General features: G+C 41.5%; 14 protein-coding genes. 13 read left to right on the top strand and 1 reads right to left on the bottom strand.

The features are described 5' to 3' along the window. Window positions 1-43 precede the first annotated feature (43 nt). The 6 genes from ACLV7Q_RS07750 (at window position 44) to ACLV7Q_RS07725 (ending at window position 7,000) form a co-directional block, all read left to right on the top strand. Window positions 44-823 carry an alpha/beta hydrolase gene (locus ACLV7Q_RS07750; RefSeq protein ID WP_218757708.1) on the top strand — a complete coding sequence of 260 codons (780 nt, stop codon included), beginning with the start codon at window positions 44-46 and terminating at the stop codon, window positions 821-823. A 115-nt stretch (window positions 824-938) separates the two neighbouring features. Next, on the top strand, window positions 939-2,159 hold the full coding sequence (locus ACLV7Q_RS07745; protein WP_218757707.1) for an aminoacyltransferase: 1,221 nt from the start codon (window positions 939-941) through the stop codon (window positions 2,157-2,159). 4 nt (window positions 2,160-2,163) lie between these two features. After that, window positions 2,164-3,396 carry a peptidoglycan bridge formation alanyltransferase MurN gene (gene murN / locus ACLV7Q_RS07740; protein WP_218757706.1) on the top strand — a complete coding sequence of 411 codons (1,233 nt, stop codon included), beginning with the start codon at window positions 2,164-2,166 and terminating at the stop codon, window positions 3,394-3,396. A gap of 193 nt (window positions 3,397-3,589) precedes the next feature. Beyond that, entirely contained in the window at window positions 3,590-4,291 is a 702-nt protein-coding gene (locus ACLV7Q_RS07735) for a M57 family metalloprotease (RefSeq protein ID WP_218757705.1), read from the top strand. Between the two features lie 38 nt (window positions 4,292-4,329). After that, window positions 4,330-6,177: an excinuclease ABC subunit UvrC gene (gene uvrC, locus ACLV7Q_RS07730; RefSeq protein ID WP_218757704.1), complete on the top strand. Its 1,848-nt coding sequence runs from the start codon at window positions 4,330-4,332 to the stop codon at window positions 6,175-6,177. Further along, the gene (locus ACLV7Q_RS07725) at window positions 6,167-7,000 is read left to right on the top strand and encodes a metallophosphoesterase family protein (RefSeq protein ID WP_218757703.1); all 834 of its coding nucleotides are present in this window, start codon (window positions 6,167-6,169) and stop codon (window positions 6,998-7,000) included. Before uvrC ends, ACLV7Q_RS07725 begins: the two co-directional genes overlap by 11 nt. A 65-nt stretch (window positions 7,001-7,065) precedes the next feature. Here ACLV7Q_RS07725 and ACLV7Q_RS07720 read toward each other — a convergent pair whose 3' ends face one another. After that, entirely contained in the window at window positions 7,066-7,866 is an 801-nt protein-coding gene (locus tag ACLV7Q_RS07720; RefSeq protein ID WP_218757702.1) for an amino acid ABC transporter substrate-binding protein, read from the bottom strand. A gap of 170 nt (window positions 7,867-8,036) precedes the next feature. Between ACLV7Q_RS07720 and ACLV7Q_RS07715 the strand changes: the two genes are divergently transcribed. From ACLV7Q_RS07715 to ACLV7Q_RS07685, 7 genes are all read left to right on the top strand, one after another. Beyond that, entirely contained in the window at window positions 8,037-8,642 is a 606-nt protein-coding gene (locus ACLV7Q_RS07715; protein WP_000670164.1) for a nitroreductase family protein, read from the top strand. 12 nt (window positions 8,643-8,654) lie between these two features. Then, window positions 8,655-10,055, top strand: a complete 1,401-nt coding sequence (gene pepV / locus ACLV7Q_RS07710; RefSeq protein WP_218757701.1) for a dipeptidase PepV — start codon at window positions 8,655-8,657, stop codon at window positions 10,053-10,055. A gap of 53 nt (window positions 10,056-10,108) precedes the next feature. Continuing rightward, window positions 10,109-10,687 (top strand): uracil-DNA glycosylase family protein, encoded by a 579-nt coding sequence (locus ACLV7Q_RS07705; protein ID WP_218757700.1) that lies wholly within the window; start codon window positions 10,109-10,111, stop codon window positions 10,685-10,687. Window positions 10,688-10,690: 3 nt separating this feature from the next. Next, window positions 10,691-10,927 carry a hypothetical protein gene (locus tag ACLV7Q_RS07700; protein ID WP_050242309.1) on the top strand — a complete coding sequence of 79 codons (237 nt, stop codon included), beginning with the start codon at window positions 10,691-10,693 and terminating at the stop codon, window positions 10,925-10,927. A 10-nt stretch (window positions 10,928-10,937) separates the two neighbouring features. Continuing rightward, window positions 10,938-11,225: a rhodanese-like domain-containing protein gene (locus tag ACLV7Q_RS07695; protein ID WP_218757699.1), complete on the top strand. Its 288-nt coding sequence runs from the start codon at window positions 10,938-10,940 to the stop codon at window positions 11,223-11,225. 171 nt (window positions 11,226-11,396) lie between these two features. After that, window positions 11,397-12,722 carry a branched-chain amino acid transport system II carrier protein gene (brnQ, locus tag ACLV7Q_RS07690; protein WP_055387828.1) on the top strand — a complete coding sequence of 442 codons (1,326 nt, stop codon included), beginning with the start codon at window positions 11,397-11,399 and terminating at the stop codon, window positions 12,720-12,722. 202 nt (window positions 12,723-12,924) lie between these two features. Beyond that, window positions 12,925-13,962, top strand: coding sequence for a M42 family metallopeptidase (locus ACLV7Q_RS07685; RefSeq protein ID WP_055387827.1), 1,038 nt, complete (start codon window positions 12,925-12,927; stop codon window positions 13,960-13,962). Window position 13,963: the final 1 nt, after the last annotated feature.

The raw sequence follows: 13,963 nt of genomic DNA, 5'->3' as shown, positions 1-13,963 counted from the left end.
TCGAATTTCGGCTTTTTCTTATAGAAAAATAGAGGAAAAAATTATGGCAGTAATGAAAATCGAGTATTACTCACAAGTTTTGGATATGGAGTGGGGAGTGAATGTCCTCTACCCTGATGCCAATCGAGTAGAAGAACCAGATTGTAAAGACATTCCAGTCTTGTACCTCTTGCATGGGATGTCTGGTAATCATAATAGTTGGCTCAAGCGGACCAATGTAGAACGCTTACTTCGAGGAACCAATCTCATAGTCGTCATGCCCAATACCAGCAACGGTTGGTACACTGATACCCAGTATGGTTTTGACTATTACACAGCTCTGGCAGAGGAATTGCCACAGGTTTTGAAACGCTTTTTCCCTAATATGACAAGCAAGCGTGAAAAGACCTTTATCGCTGGCCTCTCTATGGGAGGCTACGGTTGCTTCAAACTGGCTCTTACTACAAATCGTTTTTCTCATGCAGCTAGCTTTTCAGGCGCCCTTAGTTTTCAAAATTTTTCTCCTGAAAGCCAAAATTTGGGAACACCAGCGTATTGGAGAGGTGTTTTTGGAGAGATTAAAGACTGGACAACTAGCCCCTATTCTCTTGAAAGCCTGGCTAAAAAGTCGGACAAAAAGACCAAGCTTTGGGCTTGGTGCGGTGAACAGGATTTCTTGTACGAAGCCAATAATCTCGCAGTGAAAAATCTCAAAAAACTAGGTTTTGATGTGACCTATAGCCATAGTGCTGGAACTCACGAATGGTATTACTGGGAAAAACAATTGGAACGGTTCTTGGCAACCCTACCGATTGATTTCAAATTAGAAGAGAGACTGACTTAGTTTGAACTCCAGCATAGGGGAGTAGAACTAAAATAAAATAAAATATGTTTTCACTAGACTTTTCAAACGAAAGTAGTAGAATAGTAATAAGATACTGGAGGAAAGAGAGTAGGAAATGTACCGTTATCAAATTGGCATTCCCACATTAGAATATGATCAGTTTGTCAAAGACCATGAATTAGCCAATGTATTACAAAGTAGTGCTTGGGAGGAAGTTAAGTCTGATTGGGAACATGAGAAGTTTTGTGTTTACAGGGAAGAAAAATTACTGGCGACAGCTAGTATTTTGATTAGAACTCTTCCGCTAGGCTATAAAATGTTTTACATCCCAAGAGGACCTATATTGGATTATGGGGATACAGAACTTTTGAGTTTTGTCATTCAGTCTATTAAGTCCTATGCTCGTAGCAAGAGAGCGGTTTTTGTGACTTTCGATCCAAGTATTTGTCTATCTCAACATTTGGTTAATCAAGATAAAACAGAATATCCTGAAAAACTTTCTATTGTTGAGATTTTAGGGCAATTAGGAGTGAAGTGGTCTGGGCGGACAACCGAAATGGGAGACACCATTCAACCTCGTATTCAGGCGAAAATATATAAGGAAAATTTTGAAGAAGATAAACTTTCTAAATCAACGAGGCAAGCTATCCGAACAGCTCGAAACAAAGGGCTTGAGGTTCAATATGGTGGACTGGAACTATTAGATTCGTTTTCGGAGTTGATGAAAAAAACCGAGAAACGAAAAGATATTCATTTGAGGAATGAAGTCTATTATAAAAAATTGTTAGATAATTTTAAGGACGAGGCTTATATCACCTTGGCAACCTTGGATGTCTCTAAACGTTCGCAAGAATTAGAAGAACAGTTAGCGAAAAACAGAGCCTTGGAAGAGACCTTTACTGAGTCGACTCGAACTTCAAAAGTAGAAGCGCAGAAGAAGGAAAAAGAACGTTTGTTAGAGGAATTGACTTTCCTGCAGGAATATATGGATGCAGGTCAAGCAAGAGTTCCTTTAGCGGCTACCTTGACTTTAGAATTCGGACAAACTTCTGTCAATCTATATGCTGGTATGGATGATGCTTTTAAACGTTACAATGCACCAATTTTAACTTGGTATGAAACGGCTCGCTATGCCTTTGAGCGAGGTATGGTCTGGCAAAATTTAGGTGGTGTTGAAAACTCTCTCAATGGTGGACTTTATCATTTTAAGGAAAAATTTAATCCAACGATTGAAGAATACTTGGGTGAATTTACAATGCCCACTCATCCTCTCTATCCTCTGTTAAGACTTGCTCTTGATTTCCGTAAAACATTAAGAAAAAAACATAGAAAGTAAGTATATGGCACTAATTACACTCACGAAAGAAGAGTTTCAGGCTTATTCTGATCAGGTTTCTTCTCGTTCCTTTATGCAATCTGTCCAGATGGGGGACTTGTTAGAAAAAAGAGGGGCTCGAATTGTTTATCTTGCTTTGAAACAAGAAGGAGAAATTCAAGTTGCAGCTCTGGTTTATAGCTTGCCCATGCTGGGTGGTCTGCATATGGAGATCAATTCGGGGCCGATTTATACCCAACAAGATGCTCTTCCAGTTTTTTATGCGGAGTTAAAAGAATATGCCAAGCAAAATGGTGTATTAGAGTTGCTTGTAAAACCTTATGAAACTTACCAAACTTTTGATAGCCAAGGTAATCCAATAGATGCTGAGAAAAAAAGTATCATTCAAGGTTTGACTGATTTAGGGTATCAATTTGATGGCTTGACAAGAGGTTATCCAGGTGGAGAACCAGATTGGTTATACTATAAAGATTTGACTGAATTAACTGAAAAGAGTTTGCTTAAAAGTTTTAGCAAAAAGGGTAAACCCTTGGTGAAAAAGACTGAAACCTTTGGCATTAGATTGAAAAAGTTAAAACGTGAAGAACTATCGATTTTTAAGAACATAACAAAAGAAACCTCTGAACGTAGAGAATATAGTGATAAAAGTTTAGAATATTATGAGCATTTTTATGATGCTTTTGGAGAACAAGCGGAGTTTCTCATAGCAAGCTTGAATTTTTCGGACTATATGAGCAAATTGCAAGGTGAGCAAAGTAAACTAGAAGAAATCTTGGACAAGTTGCGACTTGATTTGAGTAAAAATCCTCATTCTGAGAAAAAACAAAATCAACTGAGAGAATATTCTAGTCAATTTGAAACATTTGAAGTTCGAAAAGCAGAAGCGCGAGACTTGATTGAAAAATATGGAGAAGAAGATATTGTTTTAGCCGGGAGTTTATTTGTTTATATGCCTCAGGAAACGACTTATCTCTTTAGTGGTTCCTACACTGAATTTAATAAGTTCTATGCCCCTGCACTGCTTCAAAAATATATTATGTTGGAAAGCATAAAACGTGGAATACCTAAATACAACTTCCTAGGCATTCAAGGGATTTTTGATGGTAGTGATGGTGTTTTGCGTTTTAAACAGAATTTTAATGGCTATATTGTACGTAAAGCAGGAACTTTCCGTTATCATCCATCGCCTTTAAAATACAAAGCTATCCAGTTACTCAAAAAAATAGTAGGACGTTAATACTCTTAGAAAATCTCTTCAAACCACGTCAGCTCTATCTACAACCTCAAAACAGTGTTTTGAGCAGTCTGCGGCTAGCTTCCTAGTTTGGCTCTTTGATTTTCATTGAGTATAAGATGAAAAAGTCAGTATTTAGTTTTCTTTCAGCTTGTTTTAGTAAAATAGTTTTTATTTTCTAGAAAGGTGGAGGGACATGCGCTGGCTTTTTCGTTTGATAGGGGCTTTCTTTTCTTTTGTTTGGCGTTTGTTTTGGCGTCTGGTTTGGATAGCTTTTCTTTTGTGTGCTTTTGCTTTTGGACTTCTTTGGTATCTGAACGGTGATTTTCAAGGAGCGCTAAAGCAAGCAGAGCGGTCAGTAAAAATTGGTCAACAAAGTATCGACCAATGGGAAAAAACAGGGCAACTGCCTCAGTTGAACCAGACAGATAGTCACCAACACTCTGAAGGAAGGTGGCCGCAGGCTTCTGCTCGTATTTACTTGGATCCCCAGATGGATTCACGCTTTCAAGAAGCTTATGTAGAAGCGATTCAGAATTGGAATCAAACTGGTGCTTTTAACTTTGAAATTGTCACCGAGTCCAGCAAGGCGGATATCTTGGCTACGGAGATGAATGACGGAGGTACTCCTGTGGCAGGAGAGGCAGAAAGTCAGACCAATCTCTTAACGGGGCAATTCTTGTCTGTCACGGTGCGGTTGAATCATTATTATCTGTCCAATCCTAACTATGGCTATTCCTATGAGCGCCTTGTCCATACGGCAGAACATGAGTTGGGGCATGCAATTGGCTTGGACCATACAGATGAGAAGTCTGTCATGCAACCTGCAGGTTCCTTTTATGGTATCCAGGAAGAGGATGTTGAAAGACTTCGAAAATTATATGAGACCAATGAGTAGGGAGTTATCTTTCCCTACTTTTTTGTTATAATGGAACTATGAATAACTTGATTAAATCAAAACTAGAGCTCTTGCCGACCAGTCCTGGTTGCTACATTCACAAGGATAAAAACGGGACTATTATCTATGTAGGAAAGGCTAAAAATCTGCGAAACCGTGTGAGGTCCTATTTCCGTGGAAGTCATGATACCAAGACAGAGGCTCTGGTGTCTGAAATTGTGGATTTTGAGTTTATCGTTACGGAGTCTAATATTGAGGCACTTCTCCTAGAAATCAACCTGATCAAGGAAAACAAGCCCAAGTACAATATCATGCTCAAGGATGATAAGTCTTACCCTTTCATAAAAATCACCAATGAGCGCTATCCTCGTTTGATTATCACCCGTCAGGTCAAAAAGGACGGAGGTCTTTATTTCGGTCCCTATCCAGATGTGGGCGCAGCCAATGAAATTAAGCGATTGCTGGATCGGATTTTTCCTTTTCGAAAGTGTACGAATCCACCGTCTAAGGTCTGTTTTTACTACCATATCGGCCAATGCATGGCCCACACTATCTGTAAGAAGGATGAGGCCTATTTCAAGTCCATGGCTCAGGAGGTTTCTGATTTTCTGAAAGGGCAGGATGACAAAATTATCGATGAACTCAGGGGCAAGATGGCAACGGCAGCCCAGACTATGGAATTTGAACGTGCGGCGGAATACCGTGACCTGATTCAGGCTATTGGAACACTTCGAACCAAGCAACGGGTCATGGCTAAGGATCTCCAAAATCGTGATGTCTTTGGCTACTATGTGGATAAGGGCTGGATGTGTGTACAGGTTTTCTTTGTTCGTCAGGGCAAGCTTATTGAGCGCGATGTCAATCTTTTCCCTTATTATAATGATCCGGATGAGGACTTTCTAACCTATGTAGGACAATTCTATCAAGAAAAATCTCATCTAGTTCCTAATGAGGTATTGATTCCGCAGGATATTGATGAAGAAGCAGTTAAGGCTTTGGTGGATACCAAGATTCTCAAACCCCAGCGTGGAGAGAAAAAGCAACTGGTCAATCTGGCTATAAAGAATGCTCGAGTCAGCCTAGAGCAGAAATTCAACCTGCTAGAGAAATTTGTCGAGAAGACCCAAGGAGCTATTGAAAATCTAGGACGCTTGCTTCAAATCCCAACCCCAGTTCGTATCGAGTCCTTCGATAACTCTAATATCATGGGAACTAGTCCTGTTTCAGCCATGGTGGTCTTTGTCAACGGCAAACCAAGTAAGAAGGATTATCGTAAGTATAAAATCAAGACTGTCGTTGGGCCAGACGACTATGCCAGTATGAGAGAAGTCATTCGTAGGCGCTATGGTCGAGTACAGCGTGACGGTTTGACTCCTCCAGATTTGATTGTCATTGATGGGGGGCAAGGTCAGGTCAATATTGCCAAGCAAGTCATCCAAGAGGAGCTGGGTTTGGATATTCCCATTGCAGGTCTGCAAAAGAACGACAAGCACCAAACCCATGAATTGCTCTTTGGAGATCCGCTTGAGGTGGTGGAGTTGTCTCGCAATTCTCAGGAATTTTTCCTCCTCCAACGCATTCAAGATGAGGTGCACCGCTTTGCCATTACTTTCCATCGCCAACTGCGCTCCAAAAATTCCTTTTCTTCACAACTGGATGGAATTGACGGTCTGGGACCTAAACGCAAGCAAAATCTCATGAAGCATTTCAAGTCTCTGACAAAAATCAAGGAAGCCAGTGTGGATGAGATTGTCGAAGTTGGAGTGCCTAGACTTGTCGCAGAGGCTGTGAAAAGAAAGTTAAAGTCGCAGGAAGAAGTGGAATTAGCTCAAGTGGCGGAAGAAAGAGTAGATTACCAAACGGAAGGAAACCACAATGAACCATAAAATCGCAATTTTATCAGATATTCATGGCAATGCGACGGCGCTAGAAGCAGTGATTGCAGATGCTAAAAATCAAGGAGTCAGTGAATACTGGCTTCTGGGAGATATTTTTCTTCCTGGTCCAGGCGCAAATGACTTAGTCGCCCTGCTAAAGGACCTTCCTATCACAGCAAGTGTTCGAGGCAATTGGGATGATTGTGTCCTGGAAGCCTTGGATGGTGAATATGGTTTGGAAGATCCAAAAGAAATCCAGCTCATGCGAATGACTCAGTTTTTGATGGAGCGAATGGATCCTGCAACGATTGTCTGGCTACGAAGCTTGCCTTTGCTGGAAAAGAAAGAAGTTGAGGGACTGCGCTTTTCTATCTCTCATAATTTGCCAAATAAGAACTATGGTGGTGATTTGCTAGTTGAGAATGATACAGAGAAATTTGACCAACTCCTAGATGCGGAAACCGACGTAGCAGTCTATGGTCATGTTCACAAGCAATTGCTTCGTTATGGAAGTCAGGGGCAACAAATCATCAATCCAGGGTCGATTGGCATGCCCTATTTTAATTGGGAGGCGTTAAAAAATCACCGTGCCCAGTATGCCGTGATAGAGGTTGAAGATGGGGAATTGGTAAATATCCTATTTCGTAAAGTCGCTTATGATTATGAAGCGGAGTTGGAATTGGCCAAATCCAAGGGGCTTCCCTTTATCGAAATGTATGAAGAACTACGAAGAGAAGACAACTATCAGGGGCACAATCTGGAACTTTTAGCCAGCTTAATAGAAAAGCATGGGTATGTAGAGGATGTGAAAGATTATTTTGATTTTTTGTAAGAGTTTCCTAAAATAACTAATGCAAACTAAAAACGATTGGCTGGTCCAATCGCTTTTAGTATATCTTACTGTAACTGAGATTGATCTGGGAGGTAAGAACCACCTAGATAGGTATTGCTGAGTTTTTCAAGGGTTCCGTCTTGGTAGAGTTCTTTGAGTACTTTATCAAATTGTTCTTTAAACTCTTTCTGGTCGCTTGAGAAAACGATATAGTTGCTGGGGCTATCGGCAGAAGGCAAGTCAACCACAGAAAGATCTAAGCCACGGTCCTTGATAATCTTTTGAACGGATACCTTATCAAAAACTAGGAAATCAAATTCACCGTTAGCAAGGTCTAGGATTCGCTTACCGATATCCTCGCCAGAAAAATCGATAGTAGCAGGATTATCAGTATGTTTTTGATTCCAGTTATTGATGAATTGAGCGTTTGAAGTTCCGGTATCCTCTTGCGTTGTTTTACCAGCAATTTGGTCAAGTGAAGTCAAAGGATTTTTCTTGTTGCTGACGAGGACGAGGGGATTGTTTGAAATTGGAAGTGAGTAGAGGTATTTTTCAGCACGCTCTTTTGTGTAACTCAAGTTATTTGCCGCAGCCTGATAGTGACCAGAATCAAGTCCTGGGAAGATACTTTCCCAGGCAGTTCTTTGAAATTGAATCTCGTAGTCGCTGAGTTTTTCATCCACTGCCTTTAGAACTTCAATATCGAAGCCTGTCAGATTGCCCTTGTCTTCGTAGTCAAATGGTGGCACATCGCCAGCTGTAGCAACGACGATTGTCTTTTGAGCGCTAGTCTCTTTAGGTGTGGCTTGATTTCCACAGGCAACCAAAAATGGTAGGATGGCTAATAATAGGCTAAATTTTTTCATAATATCTCCATTCAAATGTAAAGTACCTGCTAGTTTATCAGAAACTTTCCTGATGAACCAATATATATTTTTTATGGTTGTGATAAAAAAACTTAATCATGAAAAATCCCTGCAAGCTCTTTCAAATTATGGTAGAATGGAAGCAGTAGAATTAGAAAAGGAAATCGATTATGAAATTTCTTGAATTAAATAAAAAACGTCATGCGACTAAGCATTTCACTGACAAGCCTGTTGATCCTAAAGATGTACGTACGGCTATCGAAATCGCAACCTTGGCACCAAGTGCCCACAACAGCCAGCCTTGGAAATTTGTAGTGGTGCGTGAGAAAAATGCCGAACTAGCAAAATTGGCTTACGGTTCAAACTTTGAACAGGTATCATCGGCGCCTGTAACCATTGCCTTGTTTACAGACACAGATTTGGCTAAACGTGCTCGTAAGATTGCCCGAGTTGGTGGTGCTAATAACTTTTCTGAAGAACAACTTCAATACTTTATGAAGAATTTGCCTGCTGAATTTGCCCGTTACAATGAACAACAAGTCAGCGACTACCTAGCCCTCAATGCAGGTTTGGTTGCTATGAACTTGGTTCTGGCTCTTACAGACCAAGGAATCGGATCAAATCTTATTCTTGGTTTTGACAAATCAAAAGTCAATGAAGTTTTGGATATCGAAGACCGCTTCCGCCCAGAACTCTTGATCACAGTGGGTTATACAGACGAAAAATTGGAACCAAGCTACCGCTTGCCAGTAGATGAAATCATTGAGAAAAGATAGAAGGAAGATAATATGACAGTAATTGATTTTACAGCAGAAGTAGAAAAACGAAAAGAAGACCTCTTGGCTGACTTGTTTAGCCTTTTGGAAATTAACTCTGAACGTGATGACAGCAAGGTTGATGCTGAGCATCCATTTGGACCTGGGCCGGTAAAAGCCTTGGAAAAATTCCTTGAAATCGCAGACCGCGATGGCTACCCAACTAAAAATGTTGCCAACTATGCAGGACATTTTGAGTTTGGTGATGGAGAAGAAGTTCTCGGGATCTTTGCTCACATGGACGTGGTGCCAGCTGGTAGCGGTTGGGACACAGATCCTTACACACCAACTATTAAAGACGGTCGCCTTTATGCGCGTGGGGCTTCAGATGACAAGGGACCTACAACAGCTTGTTACTATGGTTTGAAAATCATCAAAGAATTGGGTCTTCCAACTTCTAAAAAAGTTCGCTTCATCGTCGGAACAGACGAAGAATCAGGCTGGGCAGACATGGACTACTACTTCGATCACGTAGGACTTGCCAAACCAGACTTCGGTTTCTCTCCAGACGCTGAATTCCCTATCATCAATGGTGAAAAAGGAAATATCACGGAATACCTTCACTTTGCAGGAGAAAATACAGGTGCAGCCCGTCTTCACAGCTTCACAGGTGGTTTGCGTGAAAACATGGTGCCTGAATCAGCAACAGCGGTTGTTTCAGGTGATTTGACTGACTTGCAAGGGAAACTAGATACTTTTGTTGCAGAACACAAACTTAGAGGAGAACTCCAAGAAGAAAACGGTCAGTACAAGGTGACGATCATTGGTAAATCAGCCCACGGTGCTATGCCTGCTTCAGGTGTCAATGGTGCGACTTATCTTGCCCTTTTCCTCAGCCAGTTTGACTTTGCTGGTCCAGCAAAAGACTACCTTGACATCGCTGGTAAGATTCTCTTGAACGATCATGAGGGTGAAAATCTCAAGATTGCCCATGTGGATGAAAAGATGGGTGCCCTTTCTATGAATGCCGGTGTCTTCCGCTTCAATGAAACAAGCGCTGATAATACCATTGCCCTTAACATTCGCTATCCAAAAGGAACAAGTCCAGAGCAAATCAAGTCAATCCTTGAAAACTTGCCAGTTGCTTCTGTTAGCCTTTCTGAGCATGGTCACACCCCTCACTATGTGCCAATGGAAGATCCACTTGTGCAAACCTTGTTGAATGTTTATGAAAAACAAACTGGTCTTAAAGGTCACGAGCAAGTCATCGGTGGTGGAACCTTTGGTCGCTTGCTAGAACGCGGAGTTGCCTACGGTGCTATGTTCCCAGACTCAATTGACACTATGCACCAAGCCAATGAATTTATCGCCTTGGATGATCTCTTCCGAGCAGCAGCAATCTATGCCGAAGCTATTTACGAATTGATCAAATAAAACGATAGAAGTCTGAGATTGTATGCTTAGACTTCTTTTTGGAGGGAAAGTAGATGTCTCAAATTGAAAGAATCAAACATGCTATTATGGCGGATCCGCAGAATGTCAGCTATACAGAGCGTGGCATTGAACCTCTCTTTGCAGCACCAAAGACTGCTCGCATCAATATCATCGGTCAAGCACCGGGGCTTAAAACACAGGAGGCAGGCCTTTACTGGAAGGATAAGAGTGGTGACCGCCTGAGAGACTGGCTAGGTGTGGATGAAGATACCTTTTACAATTCAGGTTATTTTGCTGTTTTGCCTATGGATTTCTACTTTCCAGGGCATGGCAAGTCAGGTGACCTGCCACCGAGAACTGGGTTTGCAGAAAAATGGCATCCACAGCTCTTGCAAGAATTACCAGATATTCAGTTAACCCTCTTGATTGGCCAATATGCCCAGGCCTACTATTTAAAGGAGAAAATCAGTGGCAAGGTGACAGAACGGGTAAAACATTACCAGAACTACTTGCCAACCTATTTTCCACTAGTTCACCCCTCGCCGCGAAATCAAATCTGGATGGCCAAAAATCCTTGGTTTGAGTCAGAAGTGGTGCCGGATTTGAAAAAAAGAATTAAAACTATTTTATAGTCAATGAAAATCAAAGAGCAAACTAGGAAGCTAGCCGCAGGCTGCTCAAAGTACAGCTTTGAGGTTGCAGATAAAACTGACGAAGTCAGCTCAAAACACTGTTTTGAGGTTGTGGATAGAACTGACGAAGTCAGCTCAAAGCACTGCTTTGAGGTTGTGGATAGAACTGACGAAGTCAGTAACCATACCTACGGTAAGGCGACGCTGACGTGGTTTGAAGAGATTTTCGAAGAGTATTAGGAGAAAAAGAATGAAAGAAATAACCTTTAACGCATTTTACCAGCTTTACCAAAACGACCAACTTTCTCTAGTGGATGTGAGAGAAGTGGATGAGTTTGAAGCACTTCATTTAGAAGGCGCCCACAACCTGCCACTTAGTCAACTGGCTGATACCTATGATCAGTTGAACAAGGACCAGTTACATTATGTTATTTGTAAATCTGGAATGAGATCGGCGCGTGCTTGCCAATTCTTATCAGAACAAGGCTATGAGGTTATCAATGTCCAAGGTGGCATGATGGCCTTTGAAGAACTCTAAACGTAAGAATTTTCTCCTGCTTGGTGTGGACTGGGTAGGAGAATCTTATTTTTAGACAATTCTCATTTTTAAGAATCTTGAAAACATTCAATATTTACTTCGTGAAGCTTTTTTCATACTCTCATTCATGATATACTAGGTCAGTATTTTATAAATATGAAGGAGATTTTCATGGCTAAAAAAGGTGCCTTAACAGGTTTGCTCCTGTTTGGAATATTTTTTGGTGCGGGGAACTTGATTTTTCCGCCTTCTCTAGGTGCTCTATCTGGAGAACATTTTCTTCCTGCCATCGCAGGTTTTGTTTTTTCAGGCGTAGGTATCGCCGTCTTGACTCTGATTATTGGAACGTTAAATCCTAAGGGATATATCTACGAGATTTCAACAAAGATAGCGCCTTGGTTTGCGACTCTTTACCTCTCAGTTCTTTATTTGTCAATCGGTCCATTCTTTGCTATCCCACGTACTGCTACAACAGCTTACGAAGTAGGGATTAGCCCCCTTTTATCGGATGCAAATAAAGGACTTGGCTTGATTGTCTTTACGGTTCTTTACTTTGCAGCAGCCTATCTAATTTCGCTTAACCCATCAAAAATCTTGGACCGTATCGGCCGTATTTTAACACCAGTCTTTGCGATTTTGATTGTTATCTTGGTTGTTCTGGGAGCTTTCAAATACGGTGGAACAAGTCCTCAAGCTGCGTCAGCTGCTTATCAAGCTTCTGCCTTTGGTACAGGTTTCCTAGAAGGTTACAATACCTTGGACGCCCTTGCTTCAGTTGCCTTTAGCGTAATCGCAGTTCAAACCTTGAAACAACTTGGCTTCTCAAGTAAGAAAGAATACATTTCGACTATTTGGGTTGTTGGTATCGTTGTTGCCCTTGCCTTCAGTGCTCTTTACATCGGTTTAGGTTTCCTTGGAAATCATTTCCCGGTACCAGCTGAAGCGATGAAGGGTGGAACACCAGGTGTTTACATCTTGTCACAAGCCACTCAAGAAATCTTTGGCTCAACAGCTCAACTCTTCCTTGCAGCTATGGTTACTGTAACCTGCTTCACAACGACTGTTGGTTTGATTGTGTCTACAGCTGAGTTCTTTAATGAACGCTTCCCACAAATCAGCTACAAGGTTTATGCGACCGCCTTTACCTTGATTGGATTTGCCATTGCTAATTTGGGTCTTGATGCGATTATCAAGTACTCAATTCCAGTACTGGTTATCTTGTACCCAATCACCATTGCCATCGTTATGATTGTCATTGTCAACAAATTTGTGGCACTTTCAAAACCAGGTATGCAGTTGACAATTGCTATGGTTACAGCTATTGCCATTGCAAGCGTACTAGGAAGCTCGTTTAAGGTTGAGTTTCTTGCAAATCTTGTCAGCGCTCTTCCTTTTGCCAAGGCATCTCTCCCATGGTTAGTACCAGCCATTGTCGGAATCTTGCTCTCATTGGTTCTACCAAATAAGCAAGAAAGTGATGTTTTTGAAATGGAATAATCACTAATACTCTTCGAAAATCTCTTCAAACTGCTTCAACGTCGCCTTGTCGTACTCAAGTACAGCCTGCGACTAGTTTCCTAGTTTGCTCTTTGATTTTCATTGACTATAAAATCACTTTTGTAGCCAAGTCTACAGGAGTGATTTTCTTTTTTTATCCGATGATAAATGTGTTATAATAGGTAGCAAAAGAGGTGAAGAAATGAATCAAACAGTAGAATATATCAAAGAACTGACAGCCATCGCATCGCCAACAGGCTTCACTCGTGAGATTGCGGACTATTTAGTCAAGACTTTAGAAGGTTTTGGTTACCAGCCGGTTCGCACAGCCAAGGGCGGTGTCAATGTGACCATTAAAGGTCAAAATGATGAAGAGCATCGCTATGTGACTGCCCATGTAGATACGCTGGGTGCTATTGTCCGTGCTGTCAAACCAGACGGCCGTCTCAAATTGGATCGTATCGGTGGTTTTCCTTGGAACATGATTGAAGGAGAAAACTGTACTGTTCATGTGGCTAGCACAGGTCAAAAGCTATCAGGAACTATCCTTATCCACCAAACTTCTTGCCATGTCTATAAGGATGCAGGAACTGCAGAACGCACGCAGGACAATATGGAAGTGCGTTTGGATGCAAAAGTAAGCAATGAAAAAGAAACTCGTGCTCTTGGAATTGAGATCGGTGATTTTATCAGCTTTGATCCACGAACCGTCGTGACAGAGACCGGTTTTATCAAGTCTCGTCATTTGGATGACAAGGTCAGCGCCGCGATTTTGCTTAACCTGCTTCGTATTTATATGGAAGAGAAGATTGAGTTGCCTGTAACAACCCATTTTGCTTTTTCAGTCTTTGAAGAAGTGGGACATGGGGCTAACTCTAATATTCCTGCTCAAGTAGTCGAATATCTGGCTGTGGATATGGGAGCTATGGGAGATGACCAGCAAACAGATGAGTACACAGTGTCTATCTGTGTCAAGGATGCTTCAGGCCCTTATCACTATGACTTCCGTCAACACTTAGTTGCCTTGGCTAAAGAGCAAGATATTCCATTTAAGTTGGATATCTATCCATTTTATGGTTCAGACGCTTCAGCGGCTATGTCTGCAGGTGCAGAAGTCAAACACGCCCTTCTCGGTGCTGGCATAGAGTCTAGTCATTCTTATGAGCGTACCCATATTGACTCGGTGGTCGCAACGGAGCGTATGGTTGATGCTTATCTTAAGAGCGCATTGGTAGACTAAT

This window comes from Streptococcus mitis (assembly GCF_965111725.1).
Classification (GTDB): Bacteria; Bacillota; Bacilli; order Lactobacillales; family Streptococcaceae; genus Streptococcus; species Streptococcus mitis_DV.
The sequence above is the reverse complement of the archived record's forward strand: the minus strand, read 5'-3'. Positions and strand labels throughout refer to the sequence as shown.

What these genes read in the sequence shown, in the direction of transcription:
- ACLV7Q_RS07750 (WP_218757708.1), top strand. Translation starts at nt 44, where the DNA reads ATGGCAGTAATGAAAATCGAGTATTACTCACAAGTTTTGGATATGGAG.
- ACLV7Q_RS07745 (WP_218757707.1), top strand. Translation starts at nt 939, where the DNA reads ATGTACCGTTATCAAATTGGCATTCCCACATTAGAATATGATCAGTTT.
- murN (WP_218757706.1), top strand. Translation starts at nt 2,164, where the DNA reads ATGGCACTAATTACACTCACGAAAGAAGAGTTTCAGGCTTATTCTGAT.
- ACLV7Q_RS07735 (WP_218757705.1), top strand. Translation starts at nt 3,590, where the DNA reads ATGCGCTGGCTTTTTCGTTTGATAGGGGCTTTCTTTTCTTTTGTTTGG.
- uvrC (WP_218757704.1), top strand. Translation starts at nt 4,330, where the DNA reads ATGAATAACTTGATTAAATCAAAACTAGAGCTCTTGCCGACCAGTCCT.
- ACLV7Q_RS07725 (WP_218757703.1), top strand. Translation starts at nt 6,167, where the DNA reads ATGAACCATAAAATCGCAATTTTATCAGATATTCATGGCAATGCGACG.
- ACLV7Q_RS07720 (WP_218757702.1), bottom strand. Translation starts at nt 7,866, where the DNA reads ATGAAAAAATTTAGCCTATTATTAGCCATCCTACCATTTTTGGTTGCC.
- ACLV7Q_RS07715 (WP_000670164.1), top strand. Translation starts at nt 8,037, where the DNA reads ATGAAATTTCTTGAATTAAATAAAAAACGTCATGCGACTAAGCATTTC.
- pepV (WP_218757701.1), top strand. Translation starts at nt 8,655, where the DNA reads ATGACAGTAATTGATTTTACAGCAGAAGTAGAAAAACGAAAAGAAGAC.
- ACLV7Q_RS07705 (WP_218757700.1), top strand. Translation starts at nt 10,109, where the DNA reads ATGTCTCAAATTGAAAGAATCAAACATGCTATTATGGCGGATCCGCAG.
- ACLV7Q_RS07700 (WP_050242309.1), top strand. Translation starts at nt 10,691, where the DNA reads ATGAAAATCAAAGAGCAAACTAGGAAGCTAGCCGCAGGCTGCTCAAAG.
- ACLV7Q_RS07695 (WP_218757699.1), top strand. Translation starts at nt 10,938, where the DNA reads ATGAAAGAAATAACCTTTAACGCATTTTACCAGCTTTACCAAAACGAC.
- brnQ (WP_055387828.1), top strand. Translation starts at nt 11,397, where the DNA reads ATGGCTAAAAAAGGTGCCTTAACAGGTTTGCTCCTGTTTGGAATATTT.
- ACLV7Q_RS07685 (WP_055387827.1), top strand. Translation starts at nt 12,925, where the DNA reads ATGAATCAAACAGTAGAATATATCAAAGAACTGACAGCCATCGCATCG.